Annotated in this window: 17 protein-coding genes; 12 read left to right on the top strand and 5 right to left on the bottom strand. The window is 65.9% G+C overall.

The features are described from left to right. The first annotated feature begins 7 nt into the window (after window positions 1-7). Window positions 8-1,321 carry an MFS transporter gene (locus BLV63_RS01100; RefSeq protein ID WP_066216672.1) on the top strand — a complete coding sequence of 438 codons (1,314 nt, stop codon included), beginning with the start codon at window positions 8-10 and terminating at the stop codon, window positions 1,319-1,321. A gap of 67 nt (window positions 1,322-1,388) precedes the next feature. Here the strand turns inward: BLV63_RS01100 and BLV63_RS18580 are convergent, their stop codons facing one another. Then, window positions 1,389-1,544 carry a hypothetical protein gene (locus tag BLV63_RS18580; RefSeq protein WP_169795534.1) on the bottom strand — a complete coding sequence of 52 codons (156 nt, stop codon included), beginning with the start codon at window positions 1,542-1,544 and terminating at the stop codon, window positions 1,389-1,391. Between the two features lie 87 nt (window positions 1,545-1,631). On the opposite strand from BLV63_RS18580, the gene BLV63_RS01095 reads away from it, so the two are divergent. From BLV63_RS01095 to BLV63_RS01085, 3 genes are all read left to right on the top strand, one after another. After that, window positions 1,632-3,014 carry an FAD-binding oxidoreductase gene (locus tag BLV63_RS01095; protein WP_066216678.1) on the top strand — a complete coding sequence of 461 codons (1,383 nt, stop codon included), beginning with the start codon at window positions 1,632-1,634 and terminating at the stop codon, window positions 3,012-3,014. Between the two features lie 135 nt (window positions 3,015-3,149). Continuing rightward, window positions 3,150-3,458, top strand: coding sequence for a GNAT family N-acetyltransferase (locus BLV63_RS01090; protein ID WP_066216680.1), 309 nt, complete (start codon window positions 3,150-3,152; stop codon window positions 3,456-3,458). Between the two features lie 264 nt (window positions 3,459-3,722). Further along, window positions 3,723-3,992, top strand: a complete 270-nt coding sequence (locus BLV63_RS01085; RefSeq protein ID WP_066216682.1) for a hypothetical protein — start codon at window positions 3,723-3,725, stop codon at window positions 3,990-3,992. Window positions 3,993-4,115: 123 nt separating this feature from the next. Here the strand turns inward: BLV63_RS01085 and BLV63_RS01080 are convergent, their stop codons facing one another. From BLV63_RS01080 to BLV63_RS01070, 3 genes are read right to left on the bottom strand one after another with little or no spacing between them, the layout of a single operon-like run. Further along, window positions 4,116-6,194 (bottom strand): PTS fructose transporter subunit IIABC, encoded by a 2,079-nt coding sequence (locus tag BLV63_RS01080; protein ID WP_066216685.1) that lies wholly within the window; start codon window positions 6,192-6,194, stop codon window positions 4,116-4,118. Continuing rightward, window positions 6,191-7,180, bottom strand: a complete 990-nt coding sequence (locus BLV63_RS01075; RefSeq protein WP_066216687.1) for a 1-phosphofructokinase family hexose kinase — start codon at window positions 7,178-7,180, stop codon at window positions 6,191-6,193. Before BLV63_RS01075 ends, BLV63_RS01080 begins: the two co-directional genes overlap by 4 nt. Next, window positions 7,177-7,959, bottom strand: a complete 783-nt coding sequence (locus tag BLV63_RS01070; RefSeq protein WP_066216690.1) for a DeoR/GlpR family DNA-binding transcription regulator — start codon at window positions 7,957-7,959, stop codon at window positions 7,177-7,179. The genes BLV63_RS01075 and BLV63_RS01070 overlap by 4 nt, the downstream gene beginning before the upstream one ends. Window positions 7,960-8,192: 233 nt before the next feature. Here BLV63_RS01070 and BLV63_RS01065 point away from each other — a divergent pair, with 233 nt between their 5' ends. Together BLV63_RS01065 and BLV63_RS01060 are read left to right on the top strand one after the other, a co-directional pair. Continuing rightward, entirely contained in the window at window positions 8,193-8,837 is a 645-nt protein-coding gene (locus BLV63_RS01065) for an alpha/beta hydrolase (protein ID WP_066216693.1), read from the top strand. 31 nt (window positions 8,838-8,868) lie between these two features. Beyond that, window positions 8,869-9,795 carry a hypothetical protein gene (locus tag BLV63_RS01060; RefSeq protein ID WP_066216696.1) on the top strand — a complete coding sequence of 309 codons (927 nt, stop codon included), beginning with the start codon at window positions 8,869-8,871 and terminating at the stop codon, window positions 9,793-9,795. Between the two features lie 20 nt (window positions 9,796-9,815). On the opposite strand, the gene BLV63_RS01055 is transcribed toward BLV63_RS01060, so the two are convergent. After that, window positions 9,816-11,138 (bottom strand): DUF445 domain-containing protein, encoded by a 1,323-nt coding sequence (locus tag BLV63_RS01055; RefSeq protein ID WP_066216699.1) that lies wholly within the window; start codon window positions 11,136-11,138, stop codon window positions 9,816-9,818. Between the two features lie 50 nt (window positions 11,139-11,188). On the opposite strand from BLV63_RS01055, the gene BLV63_RS01050 reads away from it, so the two are divergent. The 6 genes from BLV63_RS01050 to BLV63_RS18245 all read left to right on the top strand — a co-directional run bounded on the left by BLV63_RS01050 (window position 11,189) and on the right by BLV63_RS18245 (window position 24,175). Next, a complete protein-coding gene (locus BLV63_RS01050) occupies window positions 11,189-12,082 on the top strand; it encodes a glycerophosphodiester phosphodiesterase (protein WP_066216702.1) in 894 nt (297 codons plus the stop codon). A 128-nt stretch (window positions 12,083-12,210) separates the two neighbouring features. Continuing rightward, window positions 12,211-15,195, top strand: a complete 2,985-nt coding sequence (locus BLV63_RS01045) for a LamG-like jellyroll fold domain-containing protein (protein ID WP_139244613.1) — start codon at window positions 12,211-12,213, stop codon at window positions 15,193-15,195. Window positions 15,196-15,788: 593 nt separating this feature from the next. After that, complete coding sequence (locus BLV63_RS01040) at window positions 15,789-21,506, top strand: RHS repeat-associated core domain-containing protein (protein WP_175533602.1); 5,718 nt, start codon at window positions 15,789-15,791, stop codon at window positions 21,504-21,506. Then, complete coding sequence (locus BLV63_RS01035; protein ID WP_074783914.1) at window positions 21,496-21,729, top strand: hypothetical protein; 234 nt, start codon at window positions 21,496-21,498, stop codon at window positions 21,727-21,729. The genes BLV63_RS01040 and BLV63_RS01035 overlap by 11 nt, the downstream gene beginning before the upstream one ends. 311 nt (window positions 21,730-22,040) lie before the next feature. Next, window positions 22,041-23,834 carry an RHS repeat-associated core domain-containing protein gene (locus BLV63_RS01030; RefSeq protein ID WP_139244611.1) on the top strand — a complete coding sequence of 598 codons (1,794 nt, stop codon included), beginning with the start codon at window positions 22,041-22,043 and terminating at the stop codon, window positions 23,832-23,834. Then, window positions 23,831-24,175, top strand: coding sequence for a hypothetical protein (locus BLV63_RS18245; RefSeq protein WP_139244610.1), 345 nt, complete (start codon window positions 23,831-23,833; stop codon window positions 24,173-24,175). The genes BLV63_RS01030 and BLV63_RS18245 overlap by 4 nt, the downstream gene beginning before the upstream one ends. Window positions 24,176-24,458 lie beyond the last annotated feature (283 nt).

Below are 24,458 nucleotides of genomic sequence, written 5' to 3'. Positions count from 1 at the left end.
GACCGTCATGACCGCCAGCACGCCCTCAGCCCCCACCGTCGACGCCGCCAAGCCGTCCGCGCGTCGCACCCTCATCAGCACCGGTATCGGAAACGCCGCCGAATGGTACGACTGGGCGATCTACGCGACCTTCGCGCCGTACTTCTCGAAGCAGCTCTTCAACCCCGCGGATCCCACGTCGGCCATCCTCTCGACGCTGGCGATCTTCGCCGTCGGCTTCGTGGCGCGGCCGTTCGGCGGGTTCGTCTTCGGATGGGTCGGCGACCGTTTCGGCCGCAAGAACGCGATGACCCTGACGGTCGCGATGGCGGCGATCGGCAGTCTGCTGATCGGCATCGCCCCGACCTTCGCCGCGGTCGGCGCGTTCGCGTCCCTGCTGCTCCTGGTGGCCCGCCTGATCCAGGGCCTGGCGCACGGCGGCGAGCTGCCGTCGTCGCAGACGTATCTCGCGGAGATGGCGCCGCGGGAGAAGCGAGGCTTCTGGGCCACGCTCATCTACTTCTCCGGCACCCTGGGGAACATGCTCGGCGCGCTGCTGGGCGCGATCCTGGCGGCGCTGCTGCCGAAGGCTGAGATGGCGGCGTGGGGCTGGCGGCTGCCGTTCATCCTCGGCGCCCTCATGGGCCTGTACGGCCTGGTGATGCGGGCGCGGATGCCGGAGACCGAGGCCTTCGAGGAGCTGAAGACCGGGAGTGCGACGCGGGAGCAGGGGTTCGGAGCCCTGATGCGGGACATCGTGGCACACCGGAAGCAGGCGGCACAGGTGATCGGCATGACGCTGGGCCTGACGGTCATCTACTACGTGTGGGCCATCGTTGCGCCGACCTATGCGGCCACGAGCCTCAAACTGGATCCGGGGCAGGCGCTCTGGGCGGGGTTCGCCGCCAACATCGTCTTCCTGATCGCCCTGCCGTTCTGGGGCCGTCTGAGCGACAGGATCGGCCGGAAGCCGGTCCTCATCATCGGCGGTGTGGGGTGCGCGGCGCTGCACTTCCCCATGACCTGGCTGCTCCGGGATTCGGTGTGGCAGCTGTTCGTCTCGATGGCCGTGATGCTCGTCTTCATCGCCGCCGGGGCCGCGATCGCCCCCGCGGTGTACGCGGAGCTGTTCCCGGCGAAGGTCCGCACGGCCGGCGTCGGCATCCCGTACGCCCTCGCGGTGGCGGCGTTCGGCGGCACCGCGCCTTACCTCCAGACCCTGTTCACCGATGTGGTGAAGCAGCCGTGGATGTTCAACCTCTACGCGGTGGTCCTGAGCATCATCTCGATCCTGGTGGTGCTGCGGCTTCCGGAGACCCGGGGCAAGGACCTGAGCAGCTGACGCTCTGCCGAGAGCGCGACCGGGGCCGATAGCGGGGCGGGTGCGTGCGCGCCCGCCCCGCCGCGACTCAGGGGTTGGGTTCTTCCTCGGCTTCGAGGGCTTCGTTCGTGTCGGAGAACGAATCGTCCGTCTCGGTGGCGTCCTCGGCCAGCTCGGCTTCGCGCCGGGAGACCTCCGCCACTTCTTCTTCGTGTTCCTCTTCGCGCTTCTTGCTTCCGAACATGAGGATCCTTTCTCTCCGGCCCATCGGGGATGATGCGCTGGGACCACCGTAACCCTGCGGGCTGTCACGCGGCCTACGCTTAGGACCATGCACGAGATCGCCGCCACCCTCACTCAGCAGCTCGGACCGGACAAGGTCGCCACGGATCCCGTCCTGGTGCGGGAATACAGCCAGGACCGGGCCCCGGATCGTCCGGAGGCACCCGCCCTCGCAGTGGTTTTCGCCGGCTCCGCCGAAGATGTTCAGACCACGGTGCGCGCCTGCGCCGCGGCCGGTGTCCGGGTGGTGCCGCGGGGGGCGGGATCGGGGCTCTCGGGCGGGGCGCACGCCGTCAAGGACAGCGTGATCATCAGCCTCGAACGGATGAACCGCATCCTGGACGTCCGCGCCGAGGACGAGGTCGCCGTGGTCGAGCCGGGGGTGGTGAACGCCGACCTCAACGCCGCCGCCGCGGAGCACGGCCTCATGTACGCGCCGGATCCGGCCAGCTTCACGTTCGCCACGATCGGCGGGAACATCGGCACGAACGCCGGCGGGCTGCGCTGCGCCAAGTACGGGGTGACGCGCGACTCGGTGCTGGCGCTCGACGTCGTGCTGGCCGACGGCGAGCTGGTGCGCCTGGGGCACGCCACCTTCAAGGGCGTGGCCGGCTATGACCTGGTCGCCCTCCTGGTCGGCTCCGAGGGGACGCTCGGGATCGTGGTGGGTGCGACCGTCCGGCTGCGGCATCTGCCGGTCAAGGTCGTGACGATCGCCGCCTTCTTCCCGGATCTCCCGTCCGCGGCCGCGGGTGTCCTGGCGGTCGGCCGGGCCCGCGTCCAGCCCGCGATCATGGAATTGATGGACCGCGCCTCGATCGAGGACGCCGACGCCCTCAACGGCACGGCCTTCGCCAGCCGCGGCAGCGCCCTGCTCCTCGTCCAGACCGACGGCTTCGGCGCGGACGCGGAGGCCGCCGTCGTGCGCGAGGTCCTGCGGGAGGCGGGCGGCGCCCTGGCCGACGAATCGTCGCTTCGCGCCGGCTCCTCGGACGCCGAGCGCTTCGTGCTGATCCGGCGCAACAACCGCGGGTCCGGGGCCGAGGACCGCTTGCGCGTGGGCGAGGACGTCGCGGTGCCGCGGTCGCTCCTGGTGGACTACGCGGCCGAACTGGAACGGATCGCCGCCGAGTACCGGGTGGGGATGAAGCTCGTGGCCCATGCCGGGGACGGCAATCTGCACCCGACGTTCTGGGCCGAACCGCAGCCCGGCGAGGAGGAGGCCGCGGTGGCCGATCTGGACCGGGCCCTGGATGATTCCGTGCGCGTGGCCCTCGCGATGGGCGGCACGATCACGGGCGAGCACGGGATCGGCAGTTTCAAGCTGCGCTGGCTCGGCTGGGAGCAGTCCGAGCGGGTCCGCGAACTCCAGCGCGGCATCAAGGACGTCTTCGACCCCCACGGCGTCCTCAACCCCGGCAAGGCCATCTGAGCCCCTCCTTTTCTCGATCGACTGCTCCCTACGATGTCTTTCCGGGCTGAAATCCCGGGATTCCGGCATCGTAGGGAGCAGTCGATCAGGGGGTGATTCCTTGCCACCCCGGCGACAGGGTGCGAGGCTGGACCCATGAGCCAGGACGACACCTTCAACGCCGATGTGACCACCCGTAACAACCCCGAACTGCATCGCTACGAGGTGTTCGTCGGGGAAAAGCTCGCGGGTTTCGCGCAGTACCGGCTCACCCCGGGCCGGGTGGACTTCGTGCACACCGAGGTCGCCCAGGAGTTCAGCGGGCAGGGCTTGGCGGGGGTGCTGGCGCACTTCGCGATCGACGACGTGGTCGCGGCCGGCCAGCGTGTCGTGCCGCACTGCCCGTTCATCGCCGCTTATCTGCGGAAGCACCACGCCAACGACCAGTTCATCGACTGGCCGTAGATCTGACGCGCAGGGACTGACGCCGCCATCCACGGGACGTCCGGCGCTTCCGGAGGCCGCGGCCGCCGTCGTCGGGAGCTGTTCTTTCGTCGTGCCCGGAAACCGCGCTCCGCACCCCTCCCCGGGAGGATGATTTTCGGTTCCGGATGTCCGTGATCCCTTGATTTTCCGGGGGCGCGGGCGGAGACTGCTGGGACGGCCCTTCCCACCCTCGTGGCCGGACGCGGCCGGTTCCTGGCATCGAACTCCCAAGGAGGCGTCACCATGGCAGAACATGAATCCACCCCCGCAGGCCTGGACGGCGAGATCGTTCAGAAGATGACGGCGTCCCTGGACGGGCCCGCGGCGGTTCCGCAGATTTCACTGGGGGCCTCGGCGGTCGGTGGTGACAGCGCCCGCCCGGTCTGGCCGGACGGCAACGGCAAGCACCGGCACCCCAAGGACCACTTCAGCAACCCTGGTCGCTCCGGCAACGCCGCCGGAGTGAACGCGGTCCACCGCACGAGCCGTCCGCAGATGCCGCACTCGCACTGACCGGCGGACCACACGGAAACACCCCCGGTTCCGTTGCTCACCCACACACATTTCAGTGGGTGGACAACGGAACCGGGGGTGTTTTCGCGTCCCGGGATCCTGGAGGTCCAGCGATCCGAAGGATCAGACGGCGACGGCCTCCTGAGCCTGACGGACCTCGGCCTTGCGAGCCGCGGCCCCCTTCAGGCCCACCACCGCGAAGCCGGTGATGACGGCGCCGACGGCGATCGACAGGATCCAGAGGAGGAAGTTGTCGAAGGCGAAGAAGACGAAGACGCCACCGTGGGGTGCGCGGGAGCCGGCCGCGAAGGCCATGGAGAGAGCGCCCGTCACTGCGCCACCCAGCATGGAGGCCGGGATGACGCGCAGCGGGTCGGCTGCGGCGAACGGGATGGCGCCTTCGGAGATGAAGGACGCGCCCAGGAGCCAGGCGGCCTTGCCGTTCTCGTGCTCGGCGGCGGTGAACAGCTTCGGACGGAGCACCGTGGCCAGGGCCATGCCGAGCGGCGGGACCATGCCGGCGCCCATGACGGCGGCCATGATGAGGTACGGGCCGTGGTTGTCCGCGGTGCCGGCGCTCAGGCCCGCTGCGGCGAAGGAGTAGGCCACCTTGTTGACGGGGCCGCCCAGGTCGAAGCACATCATGAGGCCGAGGACGATGCCGAGCACGATCGCTGCGGCGCCGCTCATGCCGGTCAGCCAGTTGTTCAGAGCGGTGGTCAGCCAGGCGATGGGGCCGCCGAGGACCACGAACATGAGGCCGGAGGCCACGATCGACGCGACGAGCGGGATGATCACCACGGGCATGAGGCCGCGCAGCCAGCGCGGTGCGGGCCGCTGGCCGAGCCAGGATGCCGTGTACCCGGCGAGCAGACCGCCGACGATGCCGCCGAGGAAGCCGGCGCCCATGAAGCCCGCGACGGCGCCGACCACGAAACCGGGGGCGATGCCGGGCCGGTCGGCCAGGGCGTAGGCGATGTAGCCTGCCAGCGCCGGGACCAGGAAGCTCATGGACAGCGCGCCGATCTTGAACAGCACCGCTCCGAGGTAGGCGCCCAGCGGGCCGAGCGCGTGGTCACCGAACTCGGTCGGCAGGCTGAAGAGGTTGTTCTTGACCACGATCGTGTCGGCGAACTTGGTGATGTCGAAACCACCCAGCAGGAAGCCGAGCGCGATCAGCAGACCGCCACCGGCCACGAACGGGATCATGTAGGAGACGCCGGTCAGGAGGGCGCGCTTGAGCTTGGCGCCCACGGACTCGCCGGCCGTGTCCGCGTCCGAGGAGGACGAGGAACCGGTGGCCCTCACGCGGCGGGAGTTCGGGTCCTTCGCGGCGGCCAGGGCCTCCTCGATCATCTCCTTCGGCTCGTCGATGCCGCGCTTGACCGGGGACTGGATGTACGGCAGGCCTGCGAAGCGGTCCTTGTCGCGGACGTCGACGTCGACGGCGAAGATGACGGCGTCGGCGTTGGCGATCACGTCGGCCGGCAGCGGGGTGGCGCCGGCGGAGCCTTGGGTCTCCACCTGGACGTCGACGCCCATCTCCTTGCCGGCGGCGGCGAGGGAGTCGGCGGACATGTAGGTGTGCGCGATGCCCGTGGGGCAGGCGGTCACGGCCACGATGCGGCGGGGACCCTCGGCTGCGGGAGCCGACGACGGCGCCGCGGAGGCTGCGGAGGCGGCGCCTGCCGCGGGGGCTGCGGCAGCCGGTGCCCCGGCGTCGGCGGTCGAGGCGGCCGGTGCCGCCTTGGGAGCGTCGGACAGCGCGCCCTCGACCAGCGCGACGATCTCCTCCGGGCTCGCGGCGGCCCGCAGTGCGGCGGTGAAGTCCTTTTTGATGAGCGAGCGGGCGAGCTTGGACAGGAGCTTGAGGTGCTCCTGGTCGGCCCCGGCCGGTGCCGCGATCAGGAAGATGAGGTCCGCCGGGCCGTCCTTGGCGCCGAACGGCACCGGGTTGCCCAGGCGCGCCATGGCGAGGGCGGGTTCGGTGACGGCGTCGGTCTTGGCGTGCGGGATGGCGATACCGCCGGGGATGCCGGTGGGCGTCTTCTCCTCGCGGGCCAGGGCGGAGGCGAAGAGGCCTTCCGCTTCGGCGCGGCCCAGCGCGGCGACTTTGCCGGAGAGGGTGCGGATGACGTCGGCTGGGGTGGATCCCAGGTCCGCGTCGAGGACCACGAGGTCCGGGGTGATCATCTGGCTCACAGGGAGTCCTTTGCTAGGGCCGTGACGGTCACGGCGTCGGGGGTGGTCTGGTCCAGGCCGGGGACGGTGGAACCGGGGAGGGAGGCGGCTGCGGCACCGTGGGCCACGGCCTGGGTGAGGCACTCGACGGCGGATCCACCGTCCTCGGCCCGCAGGAGGTAGCCGGCCAGCGAGGAGTCTCCCGCGCCGACCGTGCTCACCGCCTGGATGGGCGCGTGGCTCGCGTGCCAGGCGCCGTCGGCGGTGACGAGCACCGCGCCTTTCGAGCCGAGCGTCGCGAGCACGGCTCCCACGCCGCGTTCGACGACGGCGGTCGCGGCCCGGGCGGCGAGCACCGGGTCCGCTTCCAGCTCGTCTCCGCTGTGCTGCTCGCTGAACCCGGCGAGGGCCGCGAGCTCGGCGAGTTCTTCGCCGTTGGGCTTGAGGAGGTCCGGCGCCGCGTCGGCGCCGGCGTTGATGGCCTCCAGGAGCGGCGTCCCGGAGGAGTCGACGGCGATGCGCGGAGCGTCACTGCCGAGCTCGGTGCGGAGCCAGCGGGTCAGTCGCGCGTAGTAGTCGGCCGGGAAACCGGGCGGCAGCGAACCGGCCAGGACCACCCAGGAGGCCTCGCGGGATTCGTCGAGCAGGAGCGCCGTGAGGGCGTCCCGCTGCTCGGCGCTGAGCTCCGGGCCGGGTTCGTTCACCTTGGTGGTGGTGCCGTCCGGCTCTGTCAGCGTGATGTTGCTGCGGAGCGGGGCGCCGATGGGGAGCGCGTGGTGCGGGATGCCCGTGGAGGCCAGGCCGACGACCACGGGGTCCGTCGGATCGCCGGGCAGGACCGCCACGGTCTTCAGGCCCGACGCGGTGAGCGCGCGGGAGACGTTGACGCCCTTCCCTCCGGCTTCGCTCCGGACGGCCGTGGCGCGCTGGACCTCGCCCCGGGCGAGCGCCCCGGGGAGTTCCACGGTCCGGTCCAGGCTGGGATTGGCGGTGAGTGTGATGATCACGCCTGAATCACCTCTGCTTCTGCGGTTGAAAGGGCTTCGGCCAGTTCCAGGGACGGCGTCCCGTCGGTGACCAGGGTGTCCACGTCCTCCAGGGTGGCGAAGCGGACCAGGGTTTCGGCGTCGAGCTTGCTCGCGTCGGCGAGGACGACCGTCCGCCGGGCCGCCTGGACGAACGCCGTCTTGACGGCGGCCTCCTCGGGGTCCGGGGTGCTCAATCCGAAGTCGGCATGGATGCCATTGGTGCCCACGAACGCGATGTCCGGGCGGACGTTCCGCAGCTCGGCCACCGTGCCGGCTCCGACGGCCGCCTGCGTCACCCCGCGGACCTTGCCGCCGAGGATGTGGAGCGCGACGCCGGGGGTGTCGGACAGTGCGGCGGCGATCGGGATCGAGTTGGTGAGGACCAGCAGGGCCGGGGCGTCGGCGTCGCGCTGGGCGATCAGGCCGGCGAGAGCTTCCGTGGTGGTGCCGGCGTCGAGCACGATGCTGGCCGCGGAGGTGCGGGGGAGGAGGGCGAAGGCGGCCGCGGCGATCCGCTGCTTCTGCTCGGAATGGGTTGCCAGGCGCTCGGGGACCGAGGTTTCGGCGGTGCTCCCGCGGTCGACCGCCACCGCTCCGCCGTGGACCCGGCGCAGCTCTCCTTGCTCTTCGAGAAGCGCGAGGTCCCGACGGACCGTTTCCGGGGTGATGGTGAACCGCTGAGCGAGCTCGGTGACCGTGACGCGGCCGTGCGCGGTCAGGAGGTCGGCGATGGTGCTGTGCCGTTCTTCTGCGAACATGCCCGTCTCCTTTCCGCGCCATTGAGGTTGTGACAGTTGTCACAGGAATCTTTGAATGCTTGACTTTATCTGTGTTTGTTTTTGGAAGTCAAGGGGTATGTGGCGAAAACCGGAAACGAGCGGGGGGGATCCGGGGGAGGGGCCACGTACGGCAGGGGACCCCTCGGACTACCGCTGCGTCCTTCCCCGGCCTCGTGCCTCGGCAGGGGACCCCGCGGACTACGCTTAGGGCCATGGAGAAGGTCCTGTGGTCCAAGCCGGAATCTGAGCGTGCCGGCACACCGTTGCTGCTGCTGTTCCACGGCTACGGATCCTCGCCGGAACGCATGGAGAAGCTGTTCCCCCACCTGCCACAGGAATTCACCTGTGCCGCGCCCCTGGGTGTCATGGAGATCGGCGATCAGCACGGGTGGTTCCTGCTCGACTACTTCCTGACCAACGACTTCTCCCAGGTCATGGCCTCCTGCACGCAGGTTCTCGCCTGGCTGGATGGGATCAAGGCGCAGCACAGCAGCGTCTCGCTCCTCGGGTTCTCCCAGGGCATGGCCATGGCGAGCAGCCTCCTGAGGCTGCGCCCCGAACAGTTCCGCGCCACCGTGGGCCTGTCGGGGTTCGTCCTCGACAACGACCTTCTGGCGCTCACCGAGTCCTTCACGCAGCGGCCGCCCTTCTTCTGGGGCCGCGACAAGGAGGACCTGGTGATCAACGAGGACGCCACACTCTTCACGGAGGAATGGCTGGAGGAGAACACGGCCCTGACATCGCGCAGCTATCCCGGACTGGGCCACTACATGGCGGTGCAGGAGATGGTCGATGTGAGCGCGTTCCTCAAGTACTACGTGCTCAAGTCCACGGCTCCCGCCGAAGCCGCCTCCTGAGCCAAGCCCCTCGCGGACTAGGCTTAGGGCCATGGCCAAGCGCAAGAAGAACCCCGCCCTGGGAATCGCTCAGAACGCAGCACAGAACGCCATGTTCGACGAACAGGGCAAGCCCCGTTCCGGAATCCACAACGTCCTGCTGAAGGCGGTGGATGTGCAGCGTCCGCTCGTCGTCGGGCACATCTCACGGCTGCGCCGCAAGCACCCGAACGCCTCGCTGGCGGAACTCGTCGTCCGCCTGGAGCGTCAGTATCTGGCCACCGTCACGACCACCGGCGCGGGCGCCGGCGCCACCGCGGTGATCCCCGGCGTCGGGACCGGGACCGCACTGGCCGTTTCCGGCGTCGCGACGGCTGCGTTCCTCGAGGCCACCGCGCTCTTCGCCTCCAGCGTCGCCGAGCTCCACGGAGTCCGGGTGACCGACCCCGAGAAGGCCCGCACCATGGTCATGGCGATCATGCTGGGCGAGGAGGGCACCTCCTTGCTGAGTGCGTTCACCGGCCAGACCATGGGCCGAGGCCGGGGAGCGAGCCAGGTGTGGGGCAGCGTCCTGACCAAGAAGACGTCGGCCGCCACCTTCGAGCCCGTGAAGGCCGCCATCCAGAAGGCCTTCCTGAAGTCCCTGGTCAAGAAGCAGGGCGGTGCTTTCTTCGGACGGCTCCTGCCGTTCGGCGTCGGCGCGGTGATGGGCGGCGGCGGCAATCTGCTCATGGGCCGCGCGGTCATCGCGAACACCCGTGAGGCCTTCGGGGCGCTCCCGCTCGTGGCCCCCTTCGGCGAGCAGCCCGCTCTCCCGTCCGACGACGGCGCCGCGCAACTCCCGTCGCACGCGCAGCCCCCGCAGCGCGCGCCGTTGGAGCTGGACCCGTCGAGCGCCGATCGGCGGCTCCCCGACGCCCCCGGAGTGGACGCCGCCGGGAAGGACGTTCCCGGAACGCCCGGCGCCGAACCGCGCTGACCCGGACTGCGTGAGGGCCCTCAGCCCAGCAGCAGCGTGGCGACGGTGAAGATGAGCAGGCCGGCCAGTGACCCGACCACGGTGCCGTTGATCCGGATGAACTGCAGATCGCGTCCCACCTGGAGCTCGATCTTCTGTGAGGTCTCCTCGGCGTCCCAGCGTTCCACGGTGTCGGTGATGAGCCCCGTGATCTGGTCGCGGTAGTTGGACACCACGTAGGCCGCGATGTCGGCCACCCAGGTGTTGACCTTGGCCGCCAGCTCGGGGTCGTCCACCAGGCGGCGGCCGAAGTCCCGGATCGCGCTCACGAAGCGCTGGTACAACTCGCTCTGCGGGTCGTCCACGGCGTCCAGGAGTGCCTTCTTGACGGTCTCCCAGGTGCGGCCGGCGATGTCGCGGACCTGCGGATCGCCCAGGATCTGCGCCTTGATCCCCTCGGCACGTTCGATCATCGCCGGATCGTGCTGGAGGTCCTGGGCCAGTTCCTTGAGGTAGGTGTCGATGGCCTGGCGCACCTGGTGATCCGGGTCCGCCTGGATGCCCTTCACGAACTTCGCCAGCTCGATGTACACCTTGTCGCCCACGAGCGAGTCCACGAATCCGGGCACCCAGAGCGGGGAGCGGTCGCTGACCAGGCGGTTCACCGTTTCGTGGTTCCGGCCGACCCAGTCCGCGGCCCGGTCGATCAGCAGGTCCACGAGGTGCCGGTGGTGACCCTCGTCGAACACCCGCTCGGCGAGTCTGCCGACCGGTGGACCCCACGGCGGGTCGACGACGTGCTTGCGGACCAGCGCTTCGACCACGGCCTGGACGTCGTCATCCCGCAGCACGGTGAAGAGGCCGCGGATGGCGGCCGCGCCTTCCTTTGCGATGCGGTCGGCGCCGGTCGGACCGGTGGTGGGTGCGCCGTCGTCGCGCGTGCCGGAGAGCCAGCGGCCCACCGAGCGGGCCAGATCCGTCGCCGCGAGCTTGGTGCGGATGACGTCCTCGGAGAGGAAGTTGGTGCCGACGAAGTCACCCAGCGAGGCGCCGATCTGGTCCTTCTTCCGCGGGATGATCGCGGTGTGCGGGATCTTGAGGCCCATGGGGTGCCGGAAGAGCGCCGTGACGGCGAACCAGTCGGCGAGGGCGCCCACCATCCCGCCTTCGGCCGCGGCTCTGACATAGGCCAGCCACGGGTACTGGTGCTGCAGCGCGAAGGACACCCCGAACACCACGGCCAGGGCGATGAGCAGTGCCAGGGCGATGCCCTTCATCCGGGCCAGCGCGGCGGCCTTGGCGGCGTCACCCGGCGAGGGCAGCGTGCCGCTGTCCCGGGAAATTGGCGCAGTGTTCACGTCCATGCCTCCACCCTATGCCCCTGCCCTGACACGAATGTGGGTAGCTTTATCCCATGACTCAGATCAGCCGCCCCCTCGTCTACGCTCACCGGGGCGCCAGCGAGCTCTTCGCCGAGCACACCCGCGCCGCCTACCTGCAGGCGATCGCGGACGGGGCGGACGGTGTCGAGTGCGACGTCCACCTGACCGAGGACGGCCATGTGGTGCTGCTCCACGACGACGACCTCGACCGCACGTCGAACGGCACCGGGCCCGTGGCCGAGAAGACCCTCGCAGAGCTGCGCGAACTGGACTTCCACTCGTGGAAGGGCGCCGTGATCCCGCAGGAGTTCGGCTCCCCGAGTGAGCAGTTTCTGACCCTGGGCGAGCTCCTGGACATCCTGGCGGGCGCCGGGCGGGGGATCGGGCTGGCGATCGAGTTCAAGCACCCCTCGCCGTTCGGGTTCCGGCTGGAGGAGAAGACGCTGGAGCTGCTGTCGGAGCGGGGGTGGGAAGCCTCGACGGGGATGCTCGGGAACATCCGGGTCTCCTTCATGAGCTTCGACCCGCAAGCCACCGAACAGCTGCTGGAGACCGTCCCCGCTGATGCCGTGTGCCAGCTCGTGGACGACGTGGACACGGACGAGGTCAAAGAAGACCTCGAGATCGGCAGTCTGGCGGCGAGTGCGGTCGCGCTGGTGCTCCGCGCCGCCGTTCAGCGGGCCGCGAGGATGCTGGACGAAGGCACCGCAGGGATCGCCGGCCCCGGCATCGACTACCTGAAGGCGCATGCCGACCAGGCGCGGCAGTGGCTGGCGGACGGGCGCCGCTTCCGGGTCTGGACCGTGGACGACGACGCCGACGTGGACTACTGCGTGACCTTCGGCATCCAAGAGATCACCACCAACCGCCCGGCCGAGGTGCTGCGGCGGATCTCCGTGGCGCTGGGCGAGGTCCCGGCGGTCTGAGTGGGAAACTCGCCGAAGGACACGCGATCCCTTGTTCAGTTGAGGCTCAAGTCATAATGTTCTCTCATTAGTGGTTTCGGAGGAGGGCCCGAAGCCAGTCACTCGCACACAATTTCATTGGGGTCTCGTTGTTCACCATCCGAGATGGCGCTTTGCGCCGACTTTTTGCGTTTTTACTCGCCATCGCCTTCCCGTTGGCCCTCTTGTTCGTCGGTGTCGTGCCGGCTCGGGCCGAGGCGGATCCCGGGACCGGGAGTGCTGCACCGTTAGGGGAGCTGGTCGATCAGACACCTGCGTCGGAGGTGCCGTCGGGACTGAGCGTGGATGAACTCGACGCTTCCGCGCGGGCGAAGACCAGTGGTTCTCCTGTGGTGGTGCAGTCGCTGACGACAGAACAGTCGCAGACAAAGGCGATGCCTGACGGCACCTTCGCTGCGGAACTGTCGTCTTCGCCGGTCCGGGTGAAGGATTCAACCGGATGGAAAGCGCTCGACACGACGTTGCAGGCAGGCGTCAAGGATGGGGAAGCCAGCCTGATCCCGAAGAAGACCATCGCTGACGTGGCCCTGGGGCAGGGCGGGTCTGACTCCATGGCGTACATCGGCGACCACAAGGGTGCAGCCGTCACCCAGAAGTGGCCCTTCGGCGACTTGCCGGTTCCGGTCGTCGACGGTGACACGGCGACCTATCCGGAGGTTCTGCCTGGTGTTGATCTGGTTCAGCTTGTTCGTCCGGCAGGGGTGTCGCAGGTTCTGAAGGTCAAGACGCGCCAGGCCCTTTCGGATCCGAGGGTGGTGCAGATGAGGTTCTTCCTTCACACGGATGGCGCGGTGGTCCAGGACCGTGGGGACGGTAAAGGGCTCGTTGCTTTGACTCGGGACGGGCGCCCGGCGCTGGAGACCGCTGATGGTCAGTGGTGGGACTCGTCCTGGGAGGGCGCAACTGCTGAGGGGCCGGGTGGTCCGGGGCTCAGATATCCGCTGGCGCTGTCGCTCGACTCTGAAAACGGTCAGCAAGTCCAGAAGCTGGGGATGGATGCGATCGTGAATGCGAAGCGGCTCACGTTCCCGGTGTTCGTCGACCCCGATTGGAACACCGGCGAGGCGTCCTACACTTACGTCGACTCCCATTGGCCGTCGATCTCCTACTGGAACGGAGCCGGCGGATCGGATGGAACGGTCCACGTCGGATATCTTCCTGCGGAATGGGACTACACAGAGGGCGCATCCCACGTGACCCGCGGTTTCTACCAATTCAACACGGCCTGGTTGGCAGGTCGGAAGATCATGAAGGCCGTGGTCAACACCACCGAGAAGTGGTCGTCCTCGTGCGATGCCCGCCCTGTGAGCGCCTGGGTTACCGGAGGCATTGGATCGGGGACCACGTGGAACGCTCAGCCGGGCTATCTGCAAAAGGTGAGCACGCAGAACGTGGCGAAGGGTTACTCGGCCTCGTGCCCTGGCGGCGGTGTGGGCTTCGACATGGGGTCGGCCACGAGCTGGCTGACCAATTCCCCACAGTGGACGGTCGGTCTGCGGGCCGACAACGAAGGTGACGATCGGGGGTGGAAGGTGTTCACGAAAGACGCCACCCTGATCGTCACGTACGACACCCCGCCCAACACGCCGGCCCTGTGGTGGATTGAAAACGCACTCTACAGCCCCGCCAAGGGGCAACCGGGCGCTGTCTACTACACGCGGATTCCGACGCCGACATTCGGCATCATGTCCAGGGGCGACGCCGACGGTGCCAAGGGCGGAAACCTGACGATGTCCGTCGTGGTCAGAAATTCCGCAGGAACCGTCGTCGACTCCGGAACGACCGGGCCGGGGTCACCCGCCGCGAACACCCTCTTCACGTGGAAGGGTTCAAAGGTCCTGCCTGATGGCAAATACACCGTGTACTCATCAGTGAAGGACCCGCAAGGTTCCACCTCGGGGACACAGGCGTTCGTCTTCACCGTAGACACGACGCCGCCCGGCGCGCCCGACATCATCGCACCGGCGTCGTTGGGCGGGCAGACCATCACCGGCAGCACCGCGCAGGGCGTCGGCCGCGACGACCTCGGCACCGTCGGAAAGACGGTCTACAACTTCGGGATCCGGTACACCGGAAAATTCGGAGGCACGAAGGGCTTCGTCTATGCCATCACGGACTCCAATGCCCCGCAGCCGGCGTTTCCGGCATCCCTGAAATGCAATGAACGTTCGACGGTGTTCGTGTCCACCGTCCCGTGCGCATCGACCATGAACAAGGTCACCTCACTCAACATTCCCGTCGCGGCGGTAGGCGACGGCGCCCTATTGACCGTGTGGGCTGTGGATCAGGCGGGAAACGTCAGCCCTAACGTTGGAGAACCGCCGCAGGCTGTAGGTCAGCCGCGTTCGTTCAAATTCACCGTGGGCGTGAAGGATCAGCCGCAGAACACTCTGGTCCCGGTGACACCTGCTGGGGGTGCCGCCTGGAAGACGATCGCCGTGGATCCGGCGTCGGGCAAACCGGACACGGCCGACTGCACGACGGGAACCGCGGACGCAAACTCTTCGGCTTCCGGGGACGAGGGCCGTGCCCTGGAGGTCCCTGCCGGTGGCCGGGCGGTCAGCTCTGCACAGGCGGTGGACGCTTCCCACAGCTTCACGACGGCCGCGTGGATCTGCCCCACCCAAGTGGGAGGATCCATCCGTTCCATCATCACGCAGCTGGCTGCTCCGGGAAGCCCGGCCGCCCGGCTAGCGGTGAACCCGGACACGAAGTTTATCCTCCAAGGCTGGCCGCAGGGCGGAACAGCGCCTGACGAGGTGGCGACCACGACCGATATCGTCGCCGGGCAGTGGTCCTATGTGGTCGCCGCGTATGACGAGACGAACCGTCAGCTGCGCATCACGCGGTCGGATTCCAAGGGGTCCCTGACGACATGGGTGACCGCGACCTCGCCTGAAAAACAACTCGCATCGACCGACCAACCCGTCGTGCTCGGCGACAACGGAACAGCTGGCACAGACCAATTCACCGGTCAGATCTTCCGGCCCGTGATGACCCAGTCCATTCTCACGGCCGATCAGGTCAAAGCACTGGCATACACCTACCCTGCAGGCGAAGGAGTCATGAAGTGAGGAACACGTTCTTCGCTGGAAGGCACAGTCGTGTGCGGCGCAGCACCTGGGGGGTTGCTCTCGCAGCGCTCGTTGTATCGAGCGTAGGCCTGTTCCCGGAGGAGTCCTCAGTGGCGTCCGGTTGGAGTGTCCCAGCCGAGCAACAGATTGCACCAATAGCCTCGGCACCCTGGGAAGCGCGGGCGGCGGAGGCCGAACTCCCGTTTGTCCAGGGGAGCGCGCCGGGCAGTGGCGCCAAGGTTGCCGGAACGGTCACTCAGAACGATGGAACAGTCGCCGTCAGGACAGCGTCTCTGGTCCGACCGCGACTGGCCACACCTGCGACCAATGACAAGGGCGCCGGCGACTTCAAGTCTCTGCCGGGTACATCCTCAGCTCAGTGGGGTTCTGCTTCGCAGACGGGTGGATTCACATGGTCCTACCCGATGCCTGGCCGCGGCGCGCCTTCGGGGCCGACGCCGGCGCTGGGTCTCTCGTATGACTCCACTGCCGTTGACGGATTGACCTCGTCGACGAACAACCAGGCATCGACGGTGGGTGACGGATGGGCCCTGACAGGCTTGGGATCGATCACTCAGAAGTTCATGCCGTGCATGGACCAAAAAGTCAGCAAGTCCTACGATCTTTGCGGCAAAAAGGGCGGGCAGGCGTTCACCATCAGTTTCGGTGGCCGCTCTGGGCAGCTCGTCAAGGATTCATCGAGTGGCAAGTTCGTGCTGCAGAACGATGACAACACCAAAATCGAGTACCTCAAAGCTTCTGGCCAGAACGGTTCATTTGACGGTGGCTACTGGAAGCTGACCGACACCGCGGGCACTCAGTACTTCTTCGGACGTAATAAGCTGCCCGGCTGGGCGACGGGGAAACCCACCACGAACTCGGTGAACACTGTGCCGGTCGGTGCGGCGGATTCTTCCCAGCCGTGTTCGGCTGCTAGTTTCGGGGCCTCCCTGTGCCAGCAGGCCGCTGTGTGGAATCTCGACTACGTTGTAGACGTCAACGGCAATTCGCAGGCCGTCTACTACACCCAGGACACGAACTACTACGCCGCGCAGGCCGGCACGGGATCTCGGCTTAGCTATGTGCGGTCGTCGCGGCCTGTACGGATTGACTACGGAATGCGTGCAGGCGCTGAGCTGAATTCCAACGCCGCTCCACTGCAGTACGTCCTCGCGTATACCGGGCGGTGCACCGGCGTCGATTGTGCCAAGGGCAACGACATCCCGACCGGATTCGCTTGCACGGCAACGGGCACGTGCGACACCCAGTCGCCCACCTTCTATTCCGACCAGAGACTTCAGACGGTGACCACGAAAACGTTCGTGGGAACTGCGTACCAGGATGTCGACCGGTGGACACTGGCTCATTCCATGCCGGACCCGGGGGACGGCACAAAACCGGCCTTGTGGTTGGCCTCCGTGACGCATGCGGCACTCGACACCACGGGTGGTAAGACCGCTATCACGGACGCTCCCGTGGTGTTCTCCGGGCAAACCCTTCAGAACCGGGTCTGGGTCGTCGATGGCCAGGCGCCTCTTGACCGGTATCGGATCTCGAGCATCAAGCTGCCAACAGGCGGTGTCGTGTCGGTGAGCTATCTCGGTGCGGACTGCACACCGAGCAGCCTGCCGGCCTCGCCGGAGACCAACACCCGCCGGTGCTACCCGGCGTACTGGTCGCCGACAACTCCGATTCCTCAGCCGGCCCGGATGGACTATTTCCACATCTACCCGGTCGCTGCGATCGGGGTTTCAGCCGGTCCCGGCGGCGGCCTGGGGCTCCTGACGCGTTACCAGTACCTGGGCACGCCGGCGTGGAAGTACCCTTCGGCGCAGTACCAGTCCGGAGAAGGTGGTTCCCAGCTGACCTGGTCGGTGTTCGCCGGGTACGGCCAGGTGAAAACGACGACCGGTAACAACGCCGGGACTAACAACCCGACGAGCACGGTGACGTACCTGCGCGGTCTCGACGGGACGCCGTCGAACGCTTCCGGTGGAACGCGCACCTCGAGTGTGACCACATCTGATGGCACCGTCATCACCGATTCGCCCTGGTTCGCGGGCCAGGCGGTTGAGTCGCAGTCCTTCCTCGGCGACACGGCAACCCGCTTGAAGAGCACTGTGACGGTGCCGTGGGCCTCGGCGCCGACGGCCACCGATGCTGTGTCTGGCGCCACGGCACGGCACTTTGGCGTCGCGTCCTCCACGACCATCCAGACCTCTGGTCAGACCGCACCTCCGGTTTCGGGCAAGCGGTCCCGCACCACCACCTACTCCCACGACGGCTACGGCCGGACGACGGCGGTCAGTCACGGTGCGCAGACCGGATTCAGCGACGCCAGTTGCACCCTGACGAGCTATGCGGACAATGTTGGTGCGAACCTGCTGGCGTTCCCGGCGACCTCGACCGTTCGCGCCGGTGAGTGTGTCAATGGCGGAAGCAATGGCACCGTGCTCTCGGCGACGAGAACGCTGTACGACGCCTCCACGTCGGCCGAACCGGGAAGCCCCGGGTACTCCGCTCCCTCCAAGGGCCTGGTGACCAAGGCTGACACGGCAACCGATGCCGATGGCGGAACGGTGAGCCAATGGCAGCAAGGGCCCGTCCTGGCCTATGACGCTCTCGGTCGGGTGGTTTCGTCCACGGACAACTCGACCGGCAACGCTCGGGTCACCAAAACGGCTTTCACCCCGGCCGTCGGCTTGGCGACCACCGTGACGGACACGAACCCGTTGGGGTGGACCTCTTCGACAACATTCGATGCCGCTCGCGGATCGACGGTTTCGACGACCGATGTCAACGGAGGGGTAGCCACCAGCGAGTACGACGCCGCTGGGCGGCTCCTGAAGCAGTGGTCTGTGATGCGGCCGAAGGCGACTTATCCGACACCGGACCTGTCCGTCACGTACAGCCTCTCGCAGACTGCACCGTCCTGGATCCGGACCGACACCGTCAACGCGACCGGTGCGACCTACCCAGGTTTCAAGATCTTTGATGGTCTGGGTCGTCTTCGGCAGACTCAGCGCACGTCTCCGCCAGGCGGCGTGATCGCGGCAGACGTCTTTTATGACACCACTGGGCAGGTGAGCCGCACCAATAACGAGTATCTGATGACGGGCAGCCCCTCCGGAACCCTGTTGATTCCGACCGTGGCAGTGCCATCGTCGACGACGCTCACCTATGACGCGGCCGGACGGCCGGCGTCGACGTCGGCGATCGCCTACGACAACACGACCCTGTGGACCACCAGCATCGCCTACGGTGGTGCCGACACCACGACCACCACTGGCCCGACCGAACCCGGCAAGACACCTGCAGCGTCGGCGAGCCAGTCCATTTCGGACCTTGGCGGTCAGGTTCTGGTCAATAGGCTGTTCAAGAGCACCACAGCCAGCGGCGCCTCCGACGACACCGTGTACTCCTATGACACGCTGGGCCAGCTGACGTCCATGAAGGATGCTGCGGGAAGCACCTGGAAGTGGACCCACGACGTGGCTGGTCGGGAGACCTCGGCCGTGGACCCGGACACCGGGACCGTGACGAGCAGCTATGACGCCAGCGGCCGCTTGAGCTCGACCAAGGATGCTCTCGGTGTGGTGGCTTCCGCGGAGTACGACTCCTTGGACCGGACCGTCCGGACCAAGGTGCAAGAGCCCGGCAAGGACGCGAAAACTCTCCTGGAGTGGGGCTACGATTCCGTCCAGAAGGGACAGGTGACCTCTGAGACCCGCTACAACGGATCGGAGTACGACCAGCCGGTCGTGACGAGTTATGCGGGTTACAACGCTGCGGGCCAGCCCTCCAGCGTGACGACTTCTGTCCCGTCAGGGCTTGGAAGTTTCGCAGGGACCTACACCCATAAGCTGAAGTACGAGCTGAACGGTAAGGTGTCGTCGTTGGCGATGCCGGCCCTGGGCGGATTGCCTGCCGAGACCATCGGTTTCGGTTACGACGGCTTCGACAACGATTCTTCGGTGTCCAGCTCGAAGGGCGACACGATCGCCGGCGACACCCAGTACAACTCCCTGGGTAAGGTGTCCTCCTTCCGCCAGAGCGATCTGAACAACGCTCTCTCGAAGGATCCCACGGTGGGGGCGACGACCACGGTGTTCACCTGGGATGCGCAGACAGGAAGGCTTGCACAGCAGGAGTCGTCCAACTTGTCCTCCAAGGGTGCGGTGGACCTCGGAAAGACGATGTTCTCCTACGATGCGGGCGGCAAGTTGACCGGCCGGGCCATGTCCTGGACGGGACGCCCGAACAAGCCCGCCGATAACCAGTGCTACGCCTACGACTATGCGGATCGGCTCGCCTCGGTGTGGACGCCCGCAGCATCGTGTGGTGCCGCTCCTGCTGCCTCTGCCACGAGTGTGGCCGGCCTTGGCGGTGTGGCGCCGTACGCCCAGACGTACACCTACACCGATGGTGGCGACCGGGCACAGGTCAAACGCTTCAGCGCGTCGGGTGCTTTGGCCTCGACGGAAAGCTACTCCTACGAAGCCGGCACGCACCACCTGTCTCAGGTGACCACCACGCCGGCCTCGGGAACGGCTTCATCGCAGACGTTTGCCTGGGATGTTGCAGGCCGTATGACCGGTCGTGCCGGTCAGACGCTGAAATACTCGGCAGACGGCAAGATCACGGCCACGTCGGGCACGTCGGGCTCGGCGCTGAATCCTAATCCGAACACCGCAGGGCAATCGCCTGGCACCAGCGCATCTGGTGACAGCTCGCGCTTCTATACGGCGGCCGGGAATCTGATTGGTATCAAGGACGCCACCGGTGTCACGCTGGCGCTGGGCATCACCACAGCATTCGCCCCGGTGACAGGTGAAGCGAGTGCAACCCGGTCCTATTCTTTCCTGGGTAAGACGGTCGCGCAGCGTAGTGCTAAGGGCGGTGTCGTCCAGTACGCGATCGTGCTTGGCGATGGTGTGGGCACGGCTCAGACCCTGGTGCTGCCGTCAACCGCGACGGCCGGGGTCACGACCGTGGCTCGCTACACCGACCCTTACGGCCTGATCCGGGGCCCGACCCAACAAGCCGTGGGCACCGCTGCTCTGACGGCTCAGCCTGTTCAACCGGCAGGATCAGGAACTAATGCTGCAAGCCAGACCGGCTTCGGCGCAGCCCATGGGTACTTGGGCAAGCTCGCCGACACACAAAGCTCCCTGACCCAGGTCGGCGCCCGCGACTACGACCCGGTCCTGGGTGTATTCACCGCCCCAGACCCAGTATTCAACGCAACACCGGTTAGCGGATCAAGCCCCTACGCCTATGCAGGGCACGATCCAATTAACTACTCGGACCCGTCTGGACTGTTGTCGCGGTACATGTGCGACATGTGTGGTGGTAAAGGCGTCGGCGAAATCACCGGAGTTGGTGCGGGCGGCGGCATCAGCATCGCCAGCGGAGAGTCGGCTGCCATGTCTCGTGCAGGGGCATCGGTCGGTGTACGAATAACCGCTGGAGCTACCGCCGCTGGACTGGCTGCAGGTCAGTTCGCAGGAATGCTTGGTGGTGGAGGGCAGAGTCGCACCAGCGACATTTGGTCATGGTTCCTTTACGGCGGTAATCCGCCTCCTATCACAGCCCCCTCAGGTGTCCCCTGGCGAGGAATTACTTTTACAACTACGAGCGTGGGTTCTTCGAGTTCCTACAGTGGTGGCGGTGGGAGTGGTTATGTCGGTGGTGGCGGATGGGGGTACCCGCCTCAGTACGCGGATTGGGGTGTGTCTTCGGAGTCCGCTCAGAGCGGTGGCAGTGGTTCGTTTGGTGGGTATGACCCTTCTGCAGCTGCCGCGGCAGCCGCAGCGGCCAGGCGTGCGGCGGGGCTGGCAGAGAACGCTCGCCTGAAGGCCGCCTCGGAGGCCGCGACAGCTAAACTGGGTAAAGAAGGACTAGCCACTCAGGCGGCCGCCGGCTCAGGTTCAAGCGGTGGGGCCGGCGGGGAGCCTCCGGCTGGAACTGGTTTTTCGACGCCTGATGACGACGATGAATTCAGTCGGATTTTGGGAAATAGTGCTAGGCAAATTCAGAAAAAGTTCAAACATGCTGGCGACTTTGGAGTGAGTGGGAACTTCAGTAACGCAAGCCTTGCTAGGTTTATCAATGCGCTCGAAGCGCATCTCAAAGACCCCGGGACGATGAGAATTGACGGCACGTATCACGGCGAGAGCGTAATCCACTATTTTAATGGTGGAACCAGGAATAATGTAATGATAAGAAACAATCAGTTCTTGTCTGGATGGACTCTCAGCCCCGCTCAGATAGGAAACCTGCTAGAGCACGGAGGACTCGGTGGCGGATGATGTTGTGACGCTTCGGCTCACGCGGCCTGAAGCACTGGTGCTGTTCGAATGGTTGAACAATATAGACGAGGGTTTGGAGGATATTCCTTTCGGGGGCCCGGCTGAAATGAAGACAATTTGGGCTGTTATTGCGATGCTTGAGTCCGAGCTGCCCGAACCCTTTAGGGACGACTACAAGTCCATCGTTGAAGCGGCGAGAAAGCAGCTATCAGGTGACGAATAGACCCTTGAATTGTGGCCTAATTTCGAATTGTGATGATTGGGTTATGTGCGACCTCTTGTGAAGTCGGGGCCTCGGCAGACCTCAGGGCCGTCCAGTTGAGGATGCCCTGCGAGCAGCCGCGTATGTCGCCAATGTGAGAGTAAATGGTGGTGATGCCATTCGAATCGACTTGGAACATTCCGAGAGGGTGGCGATAGTCGTCCTCTTGCCCTGGTGGCGACCGGGCCCAGGTTAAGCGCTTCGGGTCATCGGGAGCTCTTGCCTCGACGGAGAACTACTCCTACGAAGCCGGCACACACCACCTGTCTCAGGTGACCACCACGCCGGCCTCGGGAACGGCTTCATCGCAGACGTTTGCCTGGGATGTTGCAGGCCGTATGACCGGTCGTGCCGGTCAGACGCTGAAATACTCGGCAGACGGCAAGATCACGGCCACGTCGGGCACGTCGGGCTCGGCGCTGAATCCTAATCCGAACACCGCAGGGCAATCGCCTGGCACCAGCGCATCTGGTGACAGCTCGCGCTTCTATACGGCGGCCGGGAATCTGATTGGTATCAAGGACGCCACCGGTGTCACGCTGGCGCTGGGCATCACCACAGCATTCGCCCCGGTGACAGGTGAAGCGAGTGCAACCCGGTCCTATTCTTTCCTGGGTAAGACGGTCGCGCAGCGTAGTGCTAAGGGCGGTGTCGTCCAGTACGCGATCGTGCTTGGCGATGGTGTGGGCACGGCTCAGACCCTGGTGCTGCCGTCAACCGCGACGGCCGGGGTCACGACCGTGGCTCGCTACACCGACCCTTACGGCCTGATCCGGGGCCCGACCCAACAAGCCGTGGGCACCGCTGCTCTGACGGCTCAGCCTGTTCAACCGGCAGGGTCAGGAACTAATGCTGCAAGCCAGACCGGCTTCGGCGCAGCCCATGGGTACTTGGGCAAGCTCGCCGATACACAAAGCTCCCTGACCCAGGTCGGCGCCCGGGATTACGACCCGGTCCTGGGTGTATTCACCGCCCCGGACCCAGTGTTCAACGCAACACCGGTTAGCGGCTCAAGCCCCTACGCCTATGCAGGGCACGATCCGATCAACTACTCGGACCCGAGTGGGCTGACGGCTGTCAAGTGCGATATGTGTGGCGGTAAACCCATTGGCGAAATTACTGGTGTTGGAGGCGGTGGCGCCGCTGGAGGTGCGTCCACTGTACTTAGGACGCTCGGACCGAGCTTCTGGGATCGGATTGCGTCCATCGGGCGTCTCCTTGGGTCGATTGCGAGCTCGCTCCAAAACTTGGGAAGTTCCGGTAGTAGTGGAGCACGTGCCGGCGGCGCTGGCTCGCGATACACCTACTACAGCGGTGATGGCTCGGTCTACGCTGATTCTCGTGCGAGCCTTCGGTTTTACCGAACAAGTGTGGGGTCATCCATTTCGTATGGAGGGGGCAGCGGTGCCGGCTTTGAGGACGACTATGGAGCTGGCTACTCGCCCAACTACGGAGATGGAGGCGCTGACTGGGGCTACGTGCCTGGTTCAGGGCAGTCCTCAAGTGCCGGATATGCTGCTGCGGCTGCCGCTGCGGCTGCCGCAGCTGAGCGACGTGCCGCCGGATTGGCCGAAAATGCTCGCCTGAAAGCAGCCTCTGAGGCCGCGACAGCTAAGCTGGGCAAAGAAGGTCTGGCGGCTCAGGCCGCGTCTGGATCAGGTTCGAGCGGTGGGGCAGGTAACAAGCCTCCGGGTGGAACCGGTTTCTCCACGCCCGATGATGATGAGAATGACCCAGATCCCGCGGAGGGTTTTAGTTCGTTCCGTTCAGCGAAGAGGTCGATGGGATCGCCGGGCGATGGGAACGTCTACGATCACGTGGTGGAGCAGTCCCAGATATCAGATAAACGGAGCGGATTCGACCCTCGAATAATACACAATCCAAGAAACCTCAATCCCGTACCTAGTGCAATAAATCAAGCCAAGGCCAATTACTACTCGTCCGTTCGTGGTTTTACGAGTAACAAGACGATTAGAGATTGGCTATCTGGGCAGAGCTTTAGAGAGCAGTATAATTTCAGCATGAGGATCACGGACATAATTCAGAATGGAGGTCCACTGCCGTGACGTCGCCGAATGAGGGAATTTCCGGTGTGTATCGTGAGATGGCGATCGCCTGGAGTCATCTGAGTTCCGAACCGAGGAAGGCCAATATAGCGTTTCGTAAACATCACGTATTTGCTAAAGCCATTCGAGCTACGGCTGAGGGGCAGCAAGCAATACTTGACCTGCTCAATGATTCAAGCGAAGTGGTGCGGCTTCTGGCCGCGACGGATGCGCTAAAATTTTCGCCAGATGAGGCGATTCGGGTCCTTGAAGAACTTGAGCAAGGTTCCACTCTTTATGCCGTTGACGCTGAGTACACGATTCGTGGATTCCGTGATGGCACCCTGGATCTCGACTGGTAGGTTATCGCTGCGGACATGAGACATTTGCGCCAGGCCCGGATTCCGTAAGTTTCTGCGAAGCGATTGTCGGACCATCAGAGTCTCAGGTGGGCCGAAGCTGGGGTGTCGTGGATACCTCGTCAATTTCACAGCCAACTATCTGCGGGTCTACGTCCGTCGGCTGTGAGTGCGAAGGGATAGCTAACGGGCTCGACACTGAATGGGGAGGTTGTGGTGGCGGGTGCTTGGCTCGCCTCACAACGGTGGGCCCTGCCCAGCGGCGTGGTGGGCTGGTTTGGTGAGA

It is taken from the genome of Arthrobacter woluwensis, from assembly GCF_900105345.1.
Taxonomy (GTDB): Bacteria; Actinomycetota; Actinomycetes; order Actinomycetales; family Micrococcaceae; genus Arthrobacter_E; species Arthrobacter_E woluwensis.
Note: the sequence above shows the minus strand (reverse complement) of the source record. Positions and strands in the feature narration are given on the sequence as shown.

Coding starts and splice junctions, on each gene's coding strand:
- BLV63_RS01100 (WP_066216672.1), top strand. CDS start 8: ATGACCGCCAGCACGCCCTCAGCCCCCACCGTCGACGCCGCCAAGCCG.
- BLV63_RS18580 (WP_169795534.1), bottom strand. CDS start 1,544: ATGTTCGGAAGCAAGAAGCGCGAAGAGGAACACGAAGAAGAAGTGGCG.
- BLV63_RS01095 (WP_066216678.1), top strand. CDS start 1,632: ATGCACGAGATCGCCGCCACCCTCACTCAGCAGCTCGGACCGGACAAG.
- BLV63_RS01090 (WP_066216680.1), top strand. CDS start 3,150: ATGAGCCAGGACGACACCTTCAACGCCGATGTGACCACCCGTAACAAC.
- BLV63_RS01085 (WP_066216682.1), top strand. CDS start 3,723: ATGGCAGAACATGAATCCACCCCCGCAGGCCTGGACGGCGAGATCGTT.
- BLV63_RS01070 (WP_066216690.1), bottom strand. CDS start 7,959: ATGTTCGCAGAAGAACGGCACAGCACCATCGCCGACCTCCTGACCGCG.
- BLV63_RS01065 (WP_066216693.1), top strand. CDS start 8,193: ATGGAGAAGGTCCTGTGGTCCAAGCCGGAATCTGAGCGTGCCGGCACA.
- BLV63_RS01060 (WP_066216696.1), top strand. CDS start 8,869: ATGGCCAAGCGCAAGAAGAACCCCGCCCTGGGAATCGCTCAGAACGCA.
- BLV63_RS01055 (WP_066216699.1), bottom strand. CDS start 11,138: ATGGACGTGAACACTGCGCCAATTTCCCGGGACAGCGGCACGCTGCCC.
- BLV63_RS01050 (WP_066216702.1), top strand. CDS start 11,189: ATGACTCAGATCAGCCGCCCCCTCGTCTACGCTCACCGGGGCGCCAGC.
- BLV63_RS01040 (WP_175533602.1), top strand. CDS start 15,789: ATGGACCAAAAAGTCAGCAAGTCCTACGATCTTTGCGGCAAAAAGGGC.